Origin of the sequence: Glacieibacterium sp., from assembly GCF_965200405.1 — a bacterium.
GTDB lineage: Bacteria > Pseudomonadota > Alphaproteobacteria > Sphingomonadales > Sphingomonadaceae > Glacieibacterium.
This window is the reverse complement of record NZ_OZ241356.1, coordinates 1385965-1405731: the sequence shown is the minus strand read 5'-3', so window position 1 is coordinate 1405731 and position 19767 is coordinate 1385965. Positions and strand designations below refer to the sequence as shown.

Here is a 19767-nt window from a genome sequence, read left to right as displayed (position 1 = left end):
AGACCCAAGAATGCGTAACCTGATCCTGACTGCCCTGCTGCTCGCCAGCGCCCCGGCTGCCGCGGTGATCCGCGTCGACATCAACAGCGGCATTGCCCAGCCGCTACCGATCGCGGTGCCGACCTTCGCGACGGCGGCCACCGCACAAACCGAGGCGGGCAGCACCGCTGCCCTGGGCGCCCAGGTGGCGCAGGTCATCGCCGCCGATCTCGGCAGTTCGGGCCTGTTCCGGCCGATCGACCCAGCCGCCTATACCAGCGTCGTCACCATCCCCGACGTTACCCAGCCGCAGTTCGCCAGCTGGCGGACGATCGCGGCACAGGCGCTGATCACCGGCAGCGTTACCGCCAACCCGGACGGCGGCATCACGCTGGGCTGCTACGCCTATGACGTGTTCTCGTCGGAAGAACTGGCGCGGCAGGGCTTTGTCACGACTGCGGCGAACTGGCGGCGGGCCGCGCACAAATGCGCCGACCTCGTCTATTCGCGCCTGACCGGCGAGACCGGCTATTTCGACAGCCGCATCGTCTATGTCTCCGAGACCGGTCCCAAGACCAAGCGGATCAAGCGGTTGGCGGTGATGGACCAGGACGGTGCCGGCCACCGCTTCCTGACCAACGGCCAGTCGCTGGTGCTGACGCCGCGCTTTGCACCGAACCAGCAGACCATCACCTACATGTCGTTCTCCAACAACCGGCCGCGTGTCTGGATCTACACGATCGGCACCGGGCGGCAGGAGGCGGTCGGCGACTTCCCCAACATGAGCTTTGCGCCGCGCTTCTCGCCCGACGGTTCCAACATCGTGTTCTCGATGGCGATCGGCGGCAACACCGACGTCTATCGGATGGACCTCGGCTCGCGGAAGCTGACGCGCCTGACCACCGGCCCCGGCATCGACACCGCGCCGAGCTATTCGCCCGATGGCAGCCGCATCGTCTTCGAGAGCGACCGCGGCGGCACCCAGCAGATCTACACCATGAGCGCCGACGGCAGCGGCCAGACCCGCATCAGCTTCGGAGACGGACGCTACGCTACCCCGGTGTGGTCGCCGCGCGGTGATCTTATCGCCTTCACCCGCCTCGGTGGCGGCCAGTTCCGCATCGGCGTGATGAAGCCCGATGGCGGCGGCGAGCGGCTGCTGACCAATTCCTATCAGGACGAGGGTCCGACCTGGTCGCCGAACGGCCGCGTCGTGCTGTTCTTCCGTACCCTTGCCGGGCGTGCGGGCAGCGTCGACCTCCACTCCGTCGACCTCTCGGGCCAGAACGAGCGCAAGCTTAAAACGCCGCTCGATGGGTCCGATCCGGCCTGGTCGCCGTTGTTGCCTTGACGTTCCAATTCGCTAAACTGTTCGCCGAAGCAAGAAAAGGCCACGCCCATGTTTAATCGCGCTCTTCAGTTCAGCCTTGTCGCGGCACTGGTCGCGACAGCGGCCTGCTCGCCCAAGAAGAAGAATCTGCCGCCGCCGCCGCCGCCCGCCGCCGCACCGGGCGACACCGCGCCGCCCTCGGGCAACACCGGGCCGTCGAGCGCGGATACCGGCGTCGGCACCTCGAACATCCCGGGCAGCCAGGCCGATTTCGTCGCCCAGTCGGGTAGCGACCGGGTGCTGTTCGGCTATGACAGCTATGAGATCGACGATGCCGGTCGCGGCGTCCTCGGCAAGCAGGCCGAGTGGCTGGCGCGCTACGCCAACGTCAAGATCACCATCGAGGGTCACACCGACGAGCGCGGCACCCGCGAGTACAACCTCGCGCTCGGCGACCGCCGCGCCAACGCAGCGAAGAACTTCCTCGCCGCACAGGGTGTCGCCGCGAGCCGCATCCAGACGATCAGCTACGGCAAGGAGCGTCCGGAGGCCGAAGGTTCGGACGAGGCAGCCTATGCTCGGAACCGTCGCGCCGTGACGGTGATCATGAGCGGCGCTGCTGGGTAAGCCAGGCTAAGCTGCCCCACCCCGGGCTGCGCAAGCGCCGTTTGTCGCCCTCTCCCGCTAGCGGGGGGAGGCGAGAAATGAGACGCTTGGGTTGGCCCGGGGCGGCGTGCTCTTCGTCAAGCCGGAGAAGAAGATAGCCCCCGGCGCACCCCTTTGCTAACAGGCCCTCGCACAGCCGAGGATTATGCCATGACCGCCGTCGGACACGACAGCCTGAACACCCGCCGCACGTTGACGGTCGAGGGCAAGGATTATGAATATTACAGCCTGACCGCTGCGGCCGAAATTCTCGGTGATGCGTCGCGCCTGCCCTATTCGATGAAAGTGCTGTTCGAGAACCTGCTGCGCTTCGAAGACGGCGTCACCGTCACCCGCACCGACCTCGAGGCGATGGTGAAATGGGCGTCCGACCGCCGCTCCGACCGCGAGATCGCCTATCGCCCCGCTCGGGTGCTGATGCAGGACTTCACCGGCGTGCCCTGCGTCGTCGACCTCGCAGCGATGCGCGACGCGATGACCAAGCTCGGCGGCGACCCGGCCAAGATCAATCCGCTGATCCCGGTCGACCTCGTCATCGACCACAGCGTCATGGTCGACGAGTTCGGCACCCCGCACGCCTTCGAGGACAATATGGACCTCGAATACGCCCGCAACATCGAGCGTTACGAGTTCCTGCGCTGGGGCTCGTCGGCTCTGAAGGGCTTCCGCGTCGTGCCGCCCGGCACCGGCATCTGCCACCAGGTCAACCTCGAGTACCTGGCCCAGACCGTGTGGACCAGCGAAGCCGAGGACGGCAGCCTGCACGCCTATCCCGACACGCTGGTCGGCACCGACAGCCATACGACAATGGTCAACGGCCTCGGCGTCCTCGGCTGGGGCGTCGGCGGCATCGAGGCCGAGGCGGCGATGCTTGGCCAGCCGGTCAGCATGCTGATCCCCGAAGTCGTCGGCTTCAAGATGGACGGCGTGCTGCCGGAGGGCGTCACCGCCACCGACCTCGTGCTGACCGTCACCCAGATGCTGCGCGCCAAGGGCGTCGTCGGGCGCTTCGTCGAGTTCTACGGCCCGGGCCTCGACAGCCTCGGTCTCGCGGACCGTGCCACCATCGCCAACATGGCGCCGGAATATGGCGCGACCTGCGGCTTCTTCCCGGTCGACCAGGCGACGCTCAACTATCTTCGCCTGTCGGGCCGCGATCCGCACCGCATCGAGCTGGTCGAGGCCTATGCCCGCGCCCAGGGCATGTGGCGCGACGGCACCTCCGTCGACCCGGTGTTCACCGACACGCTCCACCTCGACCTGTCGAGCGTCCAGCCGTCGCTCGCCGGTCCGCGCCGCCCGCAGGACCGCGTCCTGCTCAGCCAGGCCGACGAGGCGTTCGAGACCGAGCTGGCCTCGGGCTACAAGAAGCCCGGTGACGAGGGCCAGAAGCGCGTTGCCGTCGCGGGTGCCGATTACGACGTCGGCCACGGCGACGTGGTGATCGCCGCGATCACCAGCTGCACCAACACTTCCAACCCCAACGTGCTGGTCGCTGCCGGCCTGGTGGCGCGCAAGGCGCGGGCGCTCGGCCTGCACAGCAAGCCGTGGGTCAAGACCAGCCTCGCGCCGGGCTCCAAGGTCGTCACCGACTATTTCGCCGCGTCGAAGCTGCAGGACGACCTCGATTACCTGGGCTTCAACTTGGTCGGCTATGGGTGCACGACCTGCATCGGCAACTCCGGCCCCCTGCCCGAGCCGATCAGCGACGCGATCAGCAGCGGCGACCTGGTCGCCGTCTCGGTCCTGTCGGGCAACCGGAATTTCGAAGGCCGCGTCTCGCCCGACGTGCGCGCCAATTACCTCGCCTCGCCGCCGCTGGTCGTCGCCTATGCGATCGCGGGAACGATGCGCGGTGACATCGTCACCGACCCGCTCGGCCAGACGCCGGAGGGCAAGAACGTCTATCTCAAGGACATCTGGCCGACCAACCAGGAGGTCAGCGACATGGTCCTGTCGTCGGTCACCGCCGACATGTTCCGCAATCGCTACGCCAACGTCTTCGAGGGCGACGAGCGTTGGCAGGGCATCAAGGTCGAGGGCGGCGCCACCTACAAGTGGAACCCTGCATCGACCTATGTGCAGAACCCGCCCTACTTCGAGGGCATGACGATGACCGCGGTCGGCGTCGAGGACATCCGCGCCGCCCGTCCGCTGGCGATCTTCGGCGATTCGATCACCACCGACCACATCTCGCCCGCCGGCTCGATCAAGGAAGCCTCGCCTGCCGGTCGCTACCTCAACGAGCGTCAGGTCAGCCGCGCCGAGTTCAACAGCTACGGCGCGCGCCGCGGCAACCACGAGGTGATGATGCGCGGCACCTTCGCCAACATCCGCATCCGCAACGAGATGGTGCCGGGCGTCGAGGGTGGCGTCACCAAGTACATCCCGACCGGCGAGCAGCTGGCGATCTTCGACGCGGCCGACAAGTACCGCGCCGAGGGCATTCCGCTCGTCGTCGTCGCCGGCAAGGAATACGGCACCGGCTCGTCGCGCGATTGGGCGGCGAAAGGCACCACCCTGCTCGGCGTTCGCGCCGTAATCGCGGAATCGTTCGAGCGCATCCACCGCTCCAACCTGATCGGCATGGGCGTGCTGGCGCTGCAGTTCGCCGATGGCACCGACCGCAAGACGCTTGGTCTCGACGGCACCGAGACCTTCGACATTCTCGGCATGGCCGATCTGCGCCCGCGCCAGGATGTCACCGTCGCCTTCACCCGCGCCGACGGCACCACCGGCAGCTTCGTCGCCCGCTGCCGCATCGATACGGAGCAGGAGCTCGATTACTTCTACGCCGGCGGCATCCTTCCGTACGTCCTGAGGAAACTCGCCGCCTAAAGCGCGCAAGCGCCTCGAAAGCTTCGCAGAAAATGCCACCGCGTTCCACGAACGCGGTGGCATTTTTCTGTGTGCGATCGGCCGCCTGGCCGAACAACCAAGCGTCAATTTATTTGCGCTAGCTTCGTCCCCGATTTCGATACACTAATGTAACGTCCGGCGTTGGTGGGGGATGGTTCGGCACGACGCGGGCCCCGGCCTGCGCGTTCGCGACGCCGCCATTCGCGTCTTCGACCTGGCCTTGAAACAAGGGATGACGTGGATGCGGTTCGTGAAATTACTCGTGGCGGGCATGCTTGCCGGCACGGCGATCGCCCCGGCGAGCGCGCTGACCTTTCACCTGACGGACACTGGCGGCGCCGGTGCCGGCACCCAGGCGCGCAGCGGCTTCGAAGCCGCAGCGGCATATTGGTCGTCGGTCCTGAAGGACAATGTCACCGTCAACCTCAACATCGGTTTCTCGTCGCTCGGCGCCGGTATCCTCGGTTCGACCGGCAGTGCACGGTCGGTGCTGTCGATGGGGCAGACCTACAACGCCCTCGGCCACGACATCACCAGCAAGCTCGACCAGAAGGCGGTCGCCGGCCTGCAGCCGCTCAGCCCGAGTGCGCTTGGTCCGGGCATCGGCTCGGTCGCGGTCCGGACCAACGCCTTCAACGCCACCAACAACGGCTATGTCGACACCGCGACCCGGCTCGACAACGACCACGGCGTCGACAATTCGGCGCTTGCCGTCACCACCGCGAGCGCCAAGGCCATGGGCCTGACCACCGACGTCAGCGGCACCCCGATCAACTATGCGGCGACCGACGGCTCGATCACCTTCAGCAACCTGTTCGCCTTCGACTTCAACCCGATGAACGGTATCGACGCGCTGTCCTACGACTTCATCGGCGTCGCTATCCACGAGATTGGCCACGCGCTCGGCTTCGTCAGCGGCGTCGACGGTTTCGACGCATTCACCGGCACGACCGGGGGCACGCTGGAGAATTTCGTGGTCTCCAGCCAGCTCGACCTGTTTCGCTACAATGCCGCGGGCGAGCTCGACTGGTCGACGCAGGCCGTACCGTTCTTCTCGCTCGATGGCTCGACGCAGCTGTTCGGCAATTCGCGCTTCTCGACTGGCGTCAACAACGGCGATGGCAACCAGGCCTCGCACTGGAAGGACAGTGCCGCCGGCGCGCCGCAGCTCGGCATCCTCGACCCGACGTCGGGCCGCGGCCAGATGCAGGCGATCACCGCGCTCGACCTGGCGGCGTTCGACGCGATCGGCTGGGACATCGCGTTCAACCCGCTCGATCACGGCAACTACCGGTTCAGCACGGCGCGCGCCTACGCCGCCTTCAACGGCCTGGCGGTACCGGAGCCGGCGACCTGGGTGCTGATGATCGGCGGCTTCGGCCTGGTCGGCGGAGCACTGCGCCGCCAGCGCCGTACCGGCTACGCTACCGCCTGACGACGACCGGGGGGCTGCTCCAACCGGACAGCCCCGTCAGGTCCAGTCGACGATCTCCCAACCGCGCGCCTGGGCGAGCGCCCGCAGCTTTGGCGACGGAGTCGTCGCGATTCGCTCGGCCGCGCGCTCGAACACGGGCTGGTCGGACACGTGGTCGGAGAAAAAGCGCATCGGCGCGTCACCCAGGCCGTTCGCTGCCAGCCAGGCCTCGACCATCCGCAGCTTGGCCGCACCATAGCAGTTCTCGCCATCGATGCGGGCGCGCAGCCGGTCACCGTCCCATACCGAGCGGGTCGCGATGACGTCGGCGATGCCCAGCCGCGCGGCAATCTCGACGACGTAGAACTCGTAGGACGCGGTCGCCAGCACGACGCGACGACCCGCTGCGCGCTCCGCCTCCAGCCGTGCCAGCGCGCCGGCAAAGACGTTGGTCGCCATGATTCGCTCGGCATACAGCGCAGCGACCGCCTCGACCTTGGCGCGCGGCGCCCGGTCGCCCATCAGCAGCCGGTGGTTTAGCTCCTTCAGCCGACCCCGGCCAACCAGCTTGAGCAGATAGGCCAGGCCGAACAGCGCCGACACCGGCAGCAGCGCCAACCGCCACGGCGCCTGCCGCCGCGCCCACAGGATCAGCCACGGCGTATAGGTACCGGTGCGGGTGATCGTCCGGTCCATGTCGAAGATGCTGAGCGGCGTCATGCCAGGGTCTGGACCCGGGCCGACAGTATCGCCTGCGCCAACGCATGGTCCGAGGGCTTGTCGACGTCGATCGCCGCTTCCGCCTGGCTCAGCGCCACTGCCCGCATGACCAGACCGAGCCGCCGTCCGACTCGCGCTACCGCATCGTGCAACGTCAGGACCCGCAACGCCGCCCCGGCCAGCAGCAACGGCCCGAGCTTCAGGATCAGCCGCCACCCGGACTTGCGGTCGCGCTCCACGCCCGCCCACATCGCCAGCGCCGCCGCGGCCCGGGCGTCGCTCAAGGCAAACAAATTCGCCCCCGACCAGGCACCACCGCGAAACTTCAGCCAGGTCCGCTGGTTGGCGGGATAAGCCGCCAGCACGACGCGCCGCTCGACCACTGCGACCGCGACATCGGCGTTGCCGGTCCCGGCCAGGAATTCCGCCACCATGGCCGGCGTCAGCAACGGGTGATCCGCGGTCGTCACCAGCACTGGCCACGGCGCCGTCGCGGTTCCCGCCACCGCGGCCACCGACACCGCAATACCACCCTCCGATACTGCAAACGACACCCGCGGCTCGCTTGCCAGCCACGACGTGTCGGCCGTGGCAGTCAGCGCCTCGACATCCTGCGCCAGCACGACGACTCGCGATACCTCGGGGCACGCGAGCAGCGTCCGCGCCACCCGCGACAGCATCGCCTCGCCGGCGACCGGGACCAGCGCCTTGCGCGTCTCGCCAAAGGCTGCCGCCAACGCGTCGATGCCCGGGCGTTGACCGGCGAGAAGCAGGGCTGTCCACATCCTTTCGTCATGACGGGCCGCGCCCCTCTGTGCAACTTTCGCCTGTTTGAGCGTTTGTGACTTGCCCGACATGACCGTATCAGCCACCAAAGCAGCGTGACCGAAGCCACGCTTCAGGATGATCGTACCGACTCCGGCCGGGTTCTGCGGCTCGGTGGCCGTTGGACGGTCGCGCACATCGGCACGATCGCCCCCACACTCGAGGCCTTGGGCGACAGCAACGACCCGGTTACCGTCGACATGTCCGATGTCGAACGCATCGACACCATCGGTGCCTGGCTGGTCCACAAGCTGATTCGCGATTGCGACAAGGCAACGCTCGCCAATGCCTCGGACGATGCCAAGCGACTGATCGACCAGGTTGGCGAGGCCGACAACACCGTGCAGGTTCGCCCCGACCAGGGCAGCGTCGTCGTCAAGCGCATCGAGGCGATCGGCAAGGGCGTCGTCGGCGCGATCGAGACGCTGGGCACCTTCCTCGCCTTCCTCGGCAAGACTCTGGTGGTGTTGGCTCAGGAGCTCGTCTCGCGCCGCCGGATGCGCTGGAACGCGGTGGTCAGCCAGATGGACGTGGTCGGCGTCAATGCGCTCGGCATCGTCGGTCTGCTGTCGTTCCTGGTCGGCATCGTGCTGGCCCAGCAGGGCGCTGTTCAGCTCCGCCAGTTCGGCGCCGAGGTGTTCGTCGTCAACCTGATCGGCCGCTCGACGGTGCGCGAGCTCGGCATCCTGTTGTGCGCGATCATGGTCGCCGGACGCTCGGGCTCGGCTTTTGCCGCGCAGATCGGCTCGATGAAGCTTAACGAAGAGATCGACGCGATGCGGACCATCGGCATGTCGCCGTTCGACGTGCTGGTCATCCCGCGTGTCATCGCCACCTCGCTGATGATGGTGCTGCTCGGCTTTTACGGCTCGATGATGGCGATTCTCGGTGGCGGGCTGTTCTGCTGGGCCTCGCTCGGCATGCCGCCGATCAGCTTTTTCCAGCGGTTGCAGGAAGTCGTGCCGCTGAGCGATTTCTGGATCGGCCTGGTCAAGGCGCCGGTATTCGGTGCGATCATAGCCGTGACCGGCTGTTTCCAGGGCATGCAGGTTACCGGCAACGCCGAGTCGGTTGGACAACGCACCACCGCGGCAGTGGTCCAGTCGATCTTCCTGGTCATCGTGCTGGACGCATTCTTCGCGGTGTTCTTCACCGCCCTTGGGTTCGTCTGATGGCCGCTTCCGGATCGCCCCCCGTCGCCTTGCCCGACGTCGTCATCAAGGTCACCGGGCTGGAGAACAGCTTCGGCGACCAGGTCGTCCATCACGATCTGTCGCTGGAGGTCCGCCGCGGCGAGATCCTCGGTGTCGTCGGTGGCTCGGGTACCGGCAAGTCGGTGCTGATGCGCTCGATCATCGGCCTGCAGAAACCCAATGCCGGGACCATCGAAGTGTTCGGCGAAGACACCGCCAATCTCGACGACGTCGCGTCCAAGGACTTGCGGCGGCGCTGTGGCGTGCTGTTCCAGGACGGTGCACTGTTTTCTGCGCTGACCGTCGCCGAGAATATCGAGGTGCCGCTCAAGGAGTTCTTCCAGCTCGAACAATCGCTGATGGACGAGATTGCCGGCTTCAAGATCGCCATGGTCGGCCTGCCGAAATACGCCGGGCCGCGCTTCCCCAGCGAATTGTCGGGCGGCATGCGCAAGCGCGCCGGGCTGGCACGCGCCCTGGCGCTGGACCCACGGCTGTTGTTCCTCGACGAACCGACTGCGGGACTCGATCCGATTTCGGCGGCGGCCTTCGACGAGCTGATCAAGTCGCTGCGTGATACGCTCGGATTGACGGTGTTCCTGATTACCCACGACCTCGATACGCTCAACGCCATCTGCGACCGCGTCGCGGTGCTGGCGGACGGAGTCGTGCTGAAGGTCGGAACGATACCGGAACTTTTGGCGTTTGATCATCCGTGGGTGCGAGAGTATTTTCTGGGGCCGCGCGGCCGCGCTGCGATGGCGGGTAAGGAAAAAGCGTAAGTGGAAACCCGCAGCTCATACGTCCTCGTCGGCTCGGTCGTGCTGGCCTTCACCGTCCTGCTGTTCGCCGCCGTGCTTTGGCTGGCGCGCTTTTCCGGTGACACCAAGCAGGAGTTCGACATCCTGTTCAGCCAGTCGATCTCCGGCTTGGCGGTCGGCAGCGCGGTCGCGTTCAACGGCGTGCCAGCCGGCAAGATCGACCGCATCGCCATCGTTCCCGACTCGCCGCAACTGGTGCGCGTGCGGATCAGCGTCGATCCCGATATCCCGGTGCTGCAGGGCACGACCGCGGGTATCGAAGGCGTCGGCTTTACCGGCGTCAGCCAGATACAGCTGAGCGGTGCCGTCGGCGGTCAGCCGCCGATCGAGGCCAAGGGCCGCTGGGGCCGTCCGATCATCCCGTCGCGCAAGGGCGCGCTGGGCCAGTTGCTCGCCAGTGCGCCGGAACTGCTCAACAATGTCTCCGACCTGACCGCCAGCCTGAACAAGCTGTTGAACGCCCAGAACCGCGATTCGATCGCGCACATCCTGGCAAGCACCGACCGCCTGTCGAACGCACTGGCGGACCGTGGTCCGGAGATCGCCGCAACCTTGGCTGAGACCCGGCAGACGATGAAGGCGGCGACCGAGGCGGCGAATGCACTGAAACAGTTGGTCGGCGACACCGACGGGCTGGTCAACGACCAGGGCAAGACGCTGTTCACCAATTTGAACGGCACTATCGCTCGCGCCAACGCGACGCTGGGCAAGGTCGACGATCTGGTCGGAGCGGCAAAGCCCGGCATCGATGCGCTGTCGACCCGCACCGTTCCGGAAATCGGCCAGCTGATCCGCGATCTGCGCGACGTCACCACGTCGCTGGGCGCGGTATCGGCCAAGCTCGACGAGGATCCGGCCAGCGCATTGCTCGGCGGACGACGGTTGCCCGAGTACAATCCTAACGGCGGCAAGAAGGCCAAGTGACTATGAAGACTGGTCTCATCCTCCCGCTGTTGCTGGCGCCGCTGGTCCTGGTCGCAGCTTGCGGACCGCTGGTGCAGATCGGCGGAAACGACAAGGCGCCGGTGGCACTGCTGACCCTGCGCGCAACCGCGCTGCCGGTGACGACGACCGCCAGCATGACGAACACCTTGTCGGTGGCGACGCCGAGCCTGCCAGGGCCGCTGCAGACGCTGCGGCTACCGGTCATCCAGCGTGATACCGAGCTTGCCTATCTGACCGGCGCGACTTGGGCGGAGCAGCCGAACAAGCTGTTCGCGCGCGTGTTGATCGATACCATCGCATCGCGCGGGGTGGCGATCCTTGATGCGAGGCAGACCAACATCGGCGCGACGCGCCTGCTGTCGGGACAATTGCTCGATTTCAGCCTCGACGTGCGGGATCCGGCCCAGCCCAAGGTGACCTTGCGCTACGATGCGCTGCTGACCGGCGACGGTGGCAAGACGTTGAACGTGCGCCGCTTCGAGCGCAGCGCACCCGTCACGAGCCAGACGCCGGGCGATGTCGCAATGGCACTCAACGGCGTTGCCAATGCGGTGGCGGCCGATGTCGCGGCCTGGGTGACGGCGCGCTAGATCGCCGGGTAGCGCAGGCGTCCCAGGAACCGCGCCGGGCTCGGCAGGTGGATGCCGGTCAGCTTCGCCTTGGTCTTCTCGAAGCGCATGATCCCGTCGATGCGCCGGTCGAGGAACGCCAGCGTCTCGGCATGGCCCTCGCTGGTGTCGTCCAGCCAGACCAGCAGCGTCGCGCTGTACACCGCCCCCAGGATGGCGCGCTTGGTGTAGTGGTTATAGTCGGTCGCCGTGTCGCCCGCCGCGCGCCACATGGTATCGGCAGTCCGCCACAGCGTCCGTGCGGCCAGCGGCAGGTTCTGGGGCATCGCCAGCACCGCCAGCGCCCGGCGCACCGCCTCGCGTTCTCCGGACGCCTGTTCAAGCCGGGTCGCCACGGCACGGCGGATGCGCTCCCGGACCTTCATCGACAATATGTCCTGCGCCGCCAGCGACTCGACCAGGCGCGCGTCGGCGCGGGCGATGTAAGCCTCGACCATCGCCGTTGCTCCGTCAGGGAATGCGACCTTGGCGACATCCTCGTCGATGCCGGCGGCGCGTGCCCCGGCCAGCAGCGCCGCCTCGCTCCAGCCATCGAAGGCGACGTGCGGCAGCATCGCTGCAATCAGCTGGGGACGGAGCTCGTCGAGGGTCTGGTCGATCATCCGGACAGATTAGTTGGTAAGCACAAGGTTTACCACTGCGGCATCGTCTGCTATGGCCCCGTCCCTCGCGCCGGAGACTCGTCTACGGCGACCCAGAAACCCTGTGACAAGCGCGTGCCATGCTGAGGTGCGTTGCGTGAATGGAGCGACAAGGCCCTTATGCAAATTGTAGTCCGCGACAACAATGTCGATCAAGCGCTTCGTGCGCTCAAGAAGAAGCTGCAGCGTGAGGGCGTCTACCGCGAAATGAAACTGCGCCGGCATTACGAAAAGCCGAGCGAGAAGCGCGCCCGTGAAAAGGCTGCTGCTGTCCGTCGCGCCCGTAAGCTCGAGCGCAAGCGCGCCGAGCGCGACGGCGTCCGCTAAACATAATGGCCACCGCAGGCACGCAAGGCTCCGGCTATGGCCGGTGGCTGTTGCTGGCCGCCGCCGTGCTGGCGCTGGTCGGTGTACTGGTCTGGATGGGGACGCAAAAGGCAGTCGATGCCGTGCGTCCCGCCGACCTGGCTTATCTCAAGGCGAACAAGGCGAAACCTGGCGTGATTACCACCGCAAGCGGCTTGCAATACACCGTCGAAACCGAGGGCAAGGGCGAACACCCCAAGCGCACCGACACCGTCGCCGTGCACTATGAGGGCAAGTTGCTCGACGGCACGATCTTCGATTCCAGCTATCAGCGTGGCCAGCCGGCGGTATTCCCGCTCGACCAGGTCATTCCCGGCTGGACCGAGGGCGTGCAGTTGATGACCCCCGGTTCGATCTATCACTTCACCATCCCGCCAGAGCTTGGCTATGGCGCCCGCGGTGCCGGTGGCGTGATCCCGCCCAACTCGGTCTTGCTGTTCAAGGTCGAACTGCTCGGCGTCAAGGGCTAGTCTCAGCGCGGTCGCGCGCCGCTTGCGAACGCCCACCGCGTTCGCAAGCGGCGCCGCGCCCGTCCTGGCTACTTGCCCTGCATCTCGGCATTGCGCCTCTGCAACGCCACCTTGACGAGCGCGACGATCGGGTCCGCCAGCGTCACCCCCAAGATCCCGAACAACACTCCGAACAGCAACTGCGCCGCCAGCACCACTGCCGGCGCGAGGTCGACGGCGCGCTTTTCGATCAGCGGATTGATGAAGTTGTCCGCGACCTGCACGACCAGGTAGACGCCGATCGACCATAAGCCGGTCGTCGTCCCCGCCGAAAAACCGATGGCGATAATCAGCGCGCCCGAGGCGATTGCCCCAAGGTTGGGGATGAAGGCGAACAGCCCCGCCACCAGCCCGAGCAGCAGTGCCAGCGGCGCGCCGACCAGGCTCAGGCCGATGAAGATCAACATCCCCTCGAACACCATCAGTACGACACGCCCCGCCACCCAGCGACGCAGCATCGCGCCCATCGCCTCGACGGTGTCGCGCAGGCTGGCGCGCTTGTCCTGAGGGGTCAGCCATTCGACACCGCGCTCGTACAGCCTCGGATCGACGGCGACGAAGATGCCGAACGTGATGATCAGTACCAGGCTACCCAGCGCTCCCGCTGCGCCGCCGATGAACGATGCGATCCTCCCGAGCGAGCCGCCGAGCTGCGCCTTGATCGCGTCGAATGGATCGCCCTCCGCGACCTTGCTGCTCACCCCATACTCCTCGGCGAGGCGAGACAGCCGTTCGCCCTGCTGGGCGAGTGTCGACCGGAGCTGCGCGAATTCCTGGGTGAGCTGGGTGCCGGCGAAGTAGACGAAGCCGACCAGCGCGACGATGAATACCAGGACGACGACTACCAGCCGGATCATCCGGCGGACCTTCCAGACCCGACCAAGCAAGCGCTCGCCGCCCTGCAGCCCCGCGGCGAAGACGAAGCCGGCGAGGATCAGCAGCAGCGCCGACGCGAGCTGCCACACCAGGAAGAACGCCGCGGCGATCGAGATCCAGATCAGCGCATCGCGAAGCGCGCTTTTCGCCTGGCCGTGCAGCTCGATCGGACTCGGCGGCAGCGGCTCAGACATCGGGGATCATTTCTGTTGGGGATGGAGACTCGTAAACGCACGGCCGAAGCGGAAGGCACCGAACCAGGTCAATGGGTTGAGCGTCGTCGAGCCATCGACCGAATAAGTGATGAATTCGGCCCGCCCGACGAGGTTCTCGATCGGCAACATGCCCAGGCCGCCGATCTCGCCGGGAAAGCGGCTGTCCTCGGAGTTGTCGCGGTTATCGCCCATCAGGAAGATATGACCCTCGGGCACGATCAGCGCCTCGGTGTTGTCCTGTGGCGTCTGTGCCAGGTCGAGCACATCGTAGCTGCGGCCACCCGGCAGCGTCTCGCGGAAGCGCGGCAGGCGGCAGGCCGGGAGACCGTTGGCGCCGACCGTGCGATACTGAGCGTCGATCCACGAGGTGCAGTCGCTGTTCGGGCTGACCGGAATCTCGATCGGGGCCTCGGCGACCTTGGGAACGGCGACGCCGTTGAGCCAAAGCTGGCCGTTCTTCATCTGCACGGTGTCGCCGGGCAGCCCGATGACGCGCTTGATATAGTCTTCCTTGTCCTTGGGAGACTTGATCACGGCGATGTCGCCGCGCTGTGGCAGCTGGCCGAACAGGCGCCCCGACATTTCCGGCAGGACCCGCAGGCTGGGCGACAGATAGCTGTAGCCATAGGGGAATTTCGACACGATCAACTGGTCGCCGATCAGCATCGTCGGCAGCATCGACCCAGACGGGATGTAGAATGGCTTGGCGATCAGGCTGTGGACCGCCAGCACCGCCAGCACGAGCAGGAAGATCTGCCACAGCTCGTTGGCCCAATTGGTCTTTTTCTTGGGCGTTGAGCCGGTCTTCGTTGCCATCGTTGCTCCGGTCATGTCGGGCTCGCCGTGATCAGGACGATCGCCTGCGCAAAGGGGTGATCGTCCGTAAGTGTGAGGTGTATTAGCGGGCTATATCCCGCTGGCGTCAGTCTGGCGAGTCGTTCCGCCGCGCCGCCGGTCAGCTGCAGCGTCGGCGCTCCGCTCGGCAAATTGACCACGCCCATGTCGCGAAAGAACACGCCTTGGCGAAAGCCAGTACCGAGTGCCTTGGCACAGGCCTCCTTCGCGGCGAAACGCTTGGCGTAGGTGCCGGTCCGGGTCAGCGGGCGACGATCGGCGCGCGCCTGCTCTGCGGGCGTAAAGATGCGGTCGAGGAAGCGCTGGCCGAACCGGTCGATCGAAGACTGGATGCGGTCGATGTTGCACAGGTCGTTGCCGAGGCCGAGGACGATCATCCGGTTACCGGACGTCCCGCGTCCATCGCCGCGCGCATGGCGCGCACGGCCGGGCCAAGACCGATGAACACCGCTTCGCCGATGATGAAATGCCCGATGTTGAGCTCCGCCAACTGCGGGATCGCTGCCACCAGCCCGACATTGTCGAAGGTCAGCCCGTGCCCGGCGTGGATTTCCAGGCCAAGGCCGGCACCGTATTCCGCGGCATCGCGCAATCGATCAAGTTCGCGCTCGCCGGCGTCATGGGCGTAGGGCCCGGTGTGCAATTCGACCACCGGTACCCCCAGGCGAGCGGCGGCCTCCATCTGGCGACGATCGGGCGCGACGAACAGGCTGACACGGATGCCGGCCTCGCGCAGCCGCCCGACGAACGGCGTCAGGCTGTTGTGCTGCCCGGCCGCATCGAGGCCACCCTCGGTGGTGCGCTCCTCGCGACGCTCCGGCACAATGCAGGCGGCGTGCGGGCGGTGGACCAGCGCGATGTCGAGCATCTCCATCGTCGCCGCCATCTCGAGGTTGAGCGGCAGCGTTAGCTCGGCCATCAGCCGGTCGATATCGCCGTCGGTGATGTGCCGCCGATCTTCGCGCAGATGCGCCGTGACGCCGTCCGCACCAGCCTCGGTCGCGATCGCCGCAGCACGCACCGGGTCGGGATGCAGCCCGCCGCGCGCGTTCCGGATGGTCGCGACATGGTCGATGTTGACCCCGAGACGCAGGCGCTTCATGCCGCCCGGCTCCCGGGCTTGACCGCGGGGATCGCTGCCAGCTCAGGGGGCAGCGCGTCGGCAGCGTAGGTCGGCACGTCGAGGCGGATCAGCGCGGTCAGCGGCACGCCGATGTCGGCCTTGCCGTTCGAGCGGTCGACGAGGCAGGCGCCGGCGACGACCTTGCCGCCCGCCCCCTCGATCGCCGCAATCGCTTCGCGCGAACTGAGGCCGGTGGTGACGACGTCCTCGACCATCAGCACCGGCTGGCCGAGCGTCAGGCGGAAGCCGCGGCGGAGTTCGAATACGCCGGCTGGACGCTCGACGAACAAGGACTCGATGCCCAGTTGGCGAGCCACCTCATAGCCGACAATGACCCCGCCCATCGCCGGAGCGACGACGGCAGTCGCGGCCCGCGCCTCGTGCGGTAGCTTCGCGACCAGCGCGGCCACCAGCCGGGCGGCGCGCGCCGGGTCCATCAGGACGCGTGCGCATTGCAGGTAGCGCGAGCTGCGCAGTCCGGAGGACAGGATGAAATGCCCCTCCAGCAGCGCTTCGGCGGCGCGAAACTCGGCGAGGATATCGGCATCGGTCATCCACGCCGCCTAGCATGTCGTCGCCTTCGGTACATTCGGAAAAGTGCCGCATCGTTGCGTCGGCGGTAGCATTTACACGCCCGTTGAGATAATGGCGCCCTCGGGCAACGGGGAGAATGGCATGTCTTTGACCACCACGCGCGGCATCGTGGCCGCGGCAATCAGCATCGCGATGCTCGGCGGCAGCCTGCCCGCCAACGCGCAGATCAATTCCAAGGCCGGCAAGACGGCTGAATCGACCCGCGCCAACGCACAGGCGCAATTGCCGACCTGTCCCCGGCCAATGGGCACGCTGGCCCTGTCGGAACCGGAAACGAAGTGGTGGGGCGGCCTCGGCCTCGGCTCGCCCGAGGCGCTGATCCGCGTCTATGTCCAGAAGTCGAAGTGCTTCCGGCTGGTCAATCGCAGCGCGCGCGGCATGGAAGCCATGGAGCGTGAGCGCGGCCTGGCAGCGGGCGGCGAAATGCGGCGCGGCGGCACCATCGGCAAGGGACAGATGATGGAGGCGGACTTCACCGTCATCCCCGACATCGTCACCGGCAACAACAACAAGGGCGGCCTCAACATCGGCGGCCTGGTCGGCGGGCTGATGGGCGGCACCGTCGGCGGCCTGGTCGGCGGCATCAACCTGAAGAAGCGCTCGGCCAACGTCGTGCTCAACGTCGTCAACAACAAGTCGTCGGAGGAGTTCGTTTCCGAGGGCCAGGCCAGGAAGACCGATCTCGGCTTCGGTGGCGGCGGCGGGCTGTTCGGCGGCGGCGCCCTCGCGGCGGGTGGTGCCAGCGGTTATGACAACACCGAACTCGGCCAGGTCGTCGCGCTGGCGTACCTCGACGCCTATGCCAAGATGGTCTCCAACATCCAGGAGTTGAGCGCCTACACCTCGCAGCCGCAGGCCGAGAAGGCGGTGTCGATGAAGCGCCCGGGCCGGATGCTGGCTGCCCCAGGCATCAAGGCGAAGATGCTGAAGATGCTCGATCCCGGCGCGATGCTGTACCCGACCGGCAAGAAACAGGCCGGCTTCTGGGAAGTCGAGGACGAACTCGGCACCAAGGGTTGGGTCGCCGAAGCCTCGATCGAAGTCGCGCGGTAACTCTCGCCCTCCCCCCGGCGGGGGGGAGGGAGGGTCAAGCCTTGACCCGCTCCACCGATACCACCGCGGGCGCGCTGCGCAGCGCGGCGATGATCGCTGTCAGTTGCGCCAGGTCGGCGACCTCGACGTCGATGATGTTGGTGTGAAACTCGCGGTCGCGGTCCTTCAGCGCCAAGTTGACGATGTTGCCGCTGTGGTGCGCGATGATGCTGGCGACTGCGGCGAGACTTCCGGGCTGGTTGTGGACGACCGTCGATACCCGCGCTATAGCGCCGCCGCTGTTCGCGTCCCAGGCGAGATCGAGCCACTCGCCGGCCTCGTGCTCCAAAGTCGCGCAGTCGATGCGGTGGACCTCGACGCCGGTACCCGGGCGGCTGACCCCGGCGATGCGGTCGCCGGGCACGGGGTGGCAGCAATCGCCAAGCGTGAACGCCGCGCCGGGGCTGAGGCCCTTGATCGGGATGGCGGCGACCGGGACCGGCTTGGGCTTGCGACCGCGCTTGCTGCCCAGCGTCGAGCCGGGTGACAGCGCCTCGCGCAGCGCCAGGTCGCCGATCGTCTGGCGGGCGAGCGCGATGTACAGCGCGGCGCGATCGGGCAGCTTGAGGGCGACCAGCGCGGCGGCAACCTCGTCGTCGTGCTCGGGCAGCTTGAAGCGCTTGACCGCGGCGTCGAATAGCTGCCGTCCCATGGTCAGTTGCGCGTCGCGGTCGCGGGCGCGGACGGAGCGGCGGACGGCGGCGCGCGCCTTGGCGGTAACGACAAAGCTGTCCCACGCCGGATCGGGCGCGCGGATCTTGGAGCGCAGGATCTCGACCTGGTCGCCGTTCACCAGCCGGGTGCGCAGCGGCATGACGCGGCCGTTGACCTTGGCGCCAACGCAGGTGTCACCGATCTCCGAATGCAGTTGATAGGCGAAATCGACCGGAGTCGAGCCGCGCGGCAACTGCTGCAGCGCGCCCTTTGGGGTGAAGACGAAGACCTGGTCCTGGAACATCGCCATGCGCGTGTGCTCCAGCAACTCCTCCGGCGAGGCGGCATGCTCCAGTATCTCGAGCAGGTCGTTGAGCCAGGGGTAGCTCTCGCGCGCCGCGGCACCCTCCTCGCCCTGCTTGTAGGCCCAGTGCGCGGCCAGCCCGAGCTCGGCCTCGCGGTGCATGACGGCGTCGCGGATCTGGATCTCGATGCGCATGTCGCTGTGCCGCACCGTGGTGTGGAGTGAGCGGTAGCCGTTGCGCTTCGGCGTCGAGATGAAGTCCTTGAAGCGCCCGGGCACCGTCGGCCAGCGCTGGTGGATGACGCCGAGGGCGCGGTAGCAGTCGGCGGGCGACTGGACGATAACCCGGAACGCCATGACGTCGGACAGCGCCTCGAAGGCGACCTGGTTGTCCTGCATCTTTTTCCAGATCGAGAACGGGCGCTTCTCGCGGCCATAGACCTCCGCCTCGATGCCGTTCTGGCCGAGCAGCAGCTGGATCCCGCTGGTGATCCGCGCCACCACGTCGCCGCCGCCGGCACGCAGGCTCTCCAGCCGCTTCAGGATCAGGGCATAGCCCTCGGGCTCGAGCTGGGCGAACGCCAGTTCGTTGAGCTCGTCCATGAAGCCGTACATGCCGATGCGCTCGGCAAGCGGCGCATAGATGTCCATCGTCTCGCGGGCGATACGCCGGCGCTTAGGTTCCGACTGGATGAACTTCAGCGTCCGCATGTTGTGCAGGCGGTCGGCCAGCTTGACCAGCAGGACGCGGATGTCGTTCGACATCGCCAGCAGGAACTTGCGGAGGTTCTCGGCCGCGCGCTCGTTCTCGGTCTGCGCCTCGATCTTCGACAGCTTGGTGACGCCGTCGACCAGCCGCCCGACCGACTTGCCGAACAGCTTGTCGATCTGCTCTTGCGTGGCGACGGTATCCTCGATCGTATCGTGGAGGATGCCGGTGGCGATGGTCTCGTCGTCGAGCCGGAGGTCGGTGAGGATGCCAGCCACCTCGATCGGGTGGCTGAAATAGGGGTCGCCATTGGCCCGCAACTGCGAGCCGTGCGCCTTCATCGAGAAGACATAGGCGCGGTTGAGCAGGTCCTCGTCGGCGTCTGGGTCGTACGCCTTGACGCGTTCGACGAGTTCATACTGGCGGAGCATGAAGTTAATGTGGCGCG

20 protein-coding genes are annotated in these 19767 nt (G+C 66.8%); 11 read left to right on the top strand and 9 right to left on the bottom strand.

All coding sequences use genetic code 11. The features are described 5' to 3' along the window. The first annotated feature begins 10 nt into the window (after nt 1-10). From tolB to ACOFKW_RS06445, 4 genes are all read left to right on the top strand, one after another. On the top strand, nt 11-1330 hold the full coding sequence (tolB, locus tag ACOFKW_RS06460) for a Tol-Pal system beta propeller repeat protein TolB (protein WP_419816517.1): 1320 nt from the start codon (nt 11-13) through the stop codon (nt 1328-1330). 48 nt (nt 1331-1378) lie between these two features. Then, entirely contained in the window at nt 1379-1936 is a 558-nt protein-coding gene (pal, locus tag ACOFKW_RS06455; protein WP_419816516.1) for a peptidoglycan-associated lipoprotein Pal, read from the top strand. Between the two features lie 189 nt (nt 1937-2125). After that, nucleotides 2126-4813, top strand: coding sequence for an aconitate hydratase AcnA (acnA, locus tag ACOFKW_RS06450; protein WP_419816515.1), 2688 nt, complete (start codon nt 2126-2128; stop codon nt 4811-4813). 172 nt (nt 4814-4985) lie between these two features. Continuing rightward, the gene (locus tag ACOFKW_RS06445) at nt 4986-6269 is read left to right on the top strand and encodes an NF038122 family metalloprotease (RefSeq protein ID WP_419816514.1); all 1284 of its coding nucleotides are present in this window, start codon (nt 4986-4988) and stop codon (nt 6267-6269) included. Nucleotides 6270-6305: 36 nt separating this feature from the next. Here the strand turns inward: ACOFKW_RS06445 and ACOFKW_RS06440 are convergent, their stop codons facing one another. Together ACOFKW_RS06440 and ACOFKW_RS06435 are read right to left on the bottom strand one after the other, a co-directional pair. After that, complete coding sequence (locus tag ACOFKW_RS06440) at nt 6306-6968, bottom strand: HAD family hydrolase (protein ID WP_419816513.1); 663 nt, start codon at nt 6966-6968, stop codon at nt 6306-6308. Continuing rightward, nucleotides 6965-7753 (bottom strand): NTP transferase domain-containing protein, encoded by a 789-nt coding sequence (locus ACOFKW_RS06435; protein WP_419816512.1) that lies wholly within the window; start codon nt 7751-7753, stop codon nt 6965-6967. Before ACOFKW_RS06435 ends, ACOFKW_RS06440 begins: the two co-directional genes overlap by 4 nt. Before the next feature lie 96 nt (nt 7754-7849). On the opposite strand from ACOFKW_RS06435, the gene ACOFKW_RS06430 reads away from it, so the two are divergent. The 4 genes from ACOFKW_RS06430 to ACOFKW_RS06415 are packed head-to-tail and all read left to right on the top strand — an operon-like array spanning nt 7850 to nt 11342. Beyond that, nucleotides 7850-8965 carry an ABC transporter permease gene (locus ACOFKW_RS06430; RefSeq protein ID WP_419816511.1) on the top strand — a complete coding sequence of 372 codons (1116 nt, stop codon included), beginning with the start codon at nt 7850-7852 and terminating at the stop codon, nt 8963-8965. After that, entirely contained in the window at nt 8965-9768 is an 804-nt protein-coding gene (locus ACOFKW_RS06425) for an ABC transporter ATP-binding protein (RefSeq protein WP_419816510.1), read from the top strand. Before ACOFKW_RS06430 ends, ACOFKW_RS06425 begins: the two co-directional genes overlap by 1 nt. Beyond that, nucleotides 9769-10731 (top strand): MlaD family protein, encoded by a 963-nt coding sequence (locus tag ACOFKW_RS06420; protein WP_419816509.1) that lies wholly within the window; start codon nt 9769-9771, stop codon nt 10729-10731. A gap of 2 nt (nt 10732-10733) precedes the next feature. Continuing rightward, complete coding sequence (locus tag ACOFKW_RS06415; RefSeq protein ID WP_419816508.1) at nt 10734-11342, top strand: ABC-type transport auxiliary lipoprotein family protein; 609 nt, start codon at nt 10734-10736, stop codon at nt 11340-11342. On the opposite strand, the gene ACOFKW_RS06410 is transcribed toward ACOFKW_RS06415, so the two are convergent. Continuing rightward, nucleotides 11339-11983, bottom strand: a complete 645-nt coding sequence (locus ACOFKW_RS06410) for a COQ9 family protein (RefSeq protein WP_419816507.1) — start codon at nt 11981-11983, stop codon at nt 11339-11341. The genes ACOFKW_RS06415 and ACOFKW_RS06410 overlap by 4 nt on opposite strands. Before the next feature lie 159 nt (nt 11984-12142). On the opposite strand from ACOFKW_RS06410, the gene rpsU reads away from it, so the two are divergent. After that, on the top strand, nt 12143-12349 hold the full coding sequence (rpsU, locus tag ACOFKW_RS06405) for a 30S ribosomal protein S21 (protein WP_419816886.1): 207 nt from the start codon (nt 12143-12145) through the stop codon (nt 12347-12349). Between the two features lie 5 nt (nt 12350-12354). Further along, nucleotides 12355-12858 (top strand): FKBP-type peptidyl-prolyl cis-trans isomerase, encoded by a 504-nt coding sequence (locus ACOFKW_RS06400; protein ID WP_419816506.1) that lies wholly within the window; start codon nt 12355-12357, stop codon nt 12856-12858. A 68-nt stretch (nt 12859-12926) separates the two neighbouring features. On the opposite strand, the gene ACOFKW_RS06395 is transcribed toward ACOFKW_RS06400, so the two are convergent. From ACOFKW_RS06395 to pyrE, 5 genes are read right to left on the bottom strand one after another with little or no spacing between them, the layout of a single operon-like run. Then, nucleotides 12927-13967, bottom strand: coding sequence for an AI-2E family transporter (locus ACOFKW_RS06395; RefSeq protein ID WP_419816505.1), 1041 nt, complete (start codon nt 13965-13967; stop codon nt 12927-12929). A 6-nt stretch (nt 13968-13973) separates the two neighbouring features. Next, entirely contained in the window at nt 13974-14804 is an 831-nt protein-coding gene (lepB, locus tag ACOFKW_RS06390) for a signal peptidase I (protein ID WP_419816504.1), read from the bottom strand. Nucleotides 14805-14815: 11 nt separating this feature from the next. After that, on the bottom strand, nt 14816-15217 hold the full coding sequence (acpS, locus tag ACOFKW_RS06385; RefSeq protein ID WP_419816885.1) for a holo-ACP synthase: 402 nt from the start codon (nt 15215-15217) through the stop codon (nt 14816-14818). Beyond that, on the bottom strand, nt 15217-15945 hold the full coding sequence (locus ACOFKW_RS06380) for a pyridoxine 5'-phosphate synthase (protein WP_419816503.1): 729 nt from the start codon (nt 15943-15945) through the stop codon (nt 15217-15219). The genes acpS and ACOFKW_RS06380 overlap by 1 nt, the downstream gene beginning before the upstream one ends. Continuing rightward, complete coding sequence (gene pyrE / locus ACOFKW_RS06375; protein WP_419816502.1) at nt 15942-16520, bottom strand: orotate phosphoribosyltransferase; 579 nt, start codon at nt 16518-16520, stop codon at nt 15942-15944. Before pyrE ends, ACOFKW_RS06380 begins: the two co-directional genes overlap by 4 nt. A gap of 121 nt (nt 16521-16641) precedes the next feature. Between pyrE and ACOFKW_RS06370 the strand changes: the two genes are divergently transcribed. Next, complete coding sequence (locus ACOFKW_RS06370; protein ID WP_419816501.1) at nt 16642-17613, top strand: CsgG/HfaB family protein; 972 nt, start codon at nt 16642-16644, stop codon at nt 17611-17613. 34 nt (nt 17614-17647) lie between these two features. On the opposite strand, the gene ACOFKW_RS06365 is transcribed toward ACOFKW_RS06370, so the two are convergent. Continuing rightward, nucleotides 17648-19750 (bottom strand): RelA/SpoT family protein, encoded by a 2103-nt coding sequence (locus tag ACOFKW_RS06365; RefSeq protein ID WP_419816500.1) that lies wholly within the window; start codon nt 19748-19750, stop codon nt 17648-17650. Nucleotides 19751-19767: the final 17 nt, after the last annotated feature.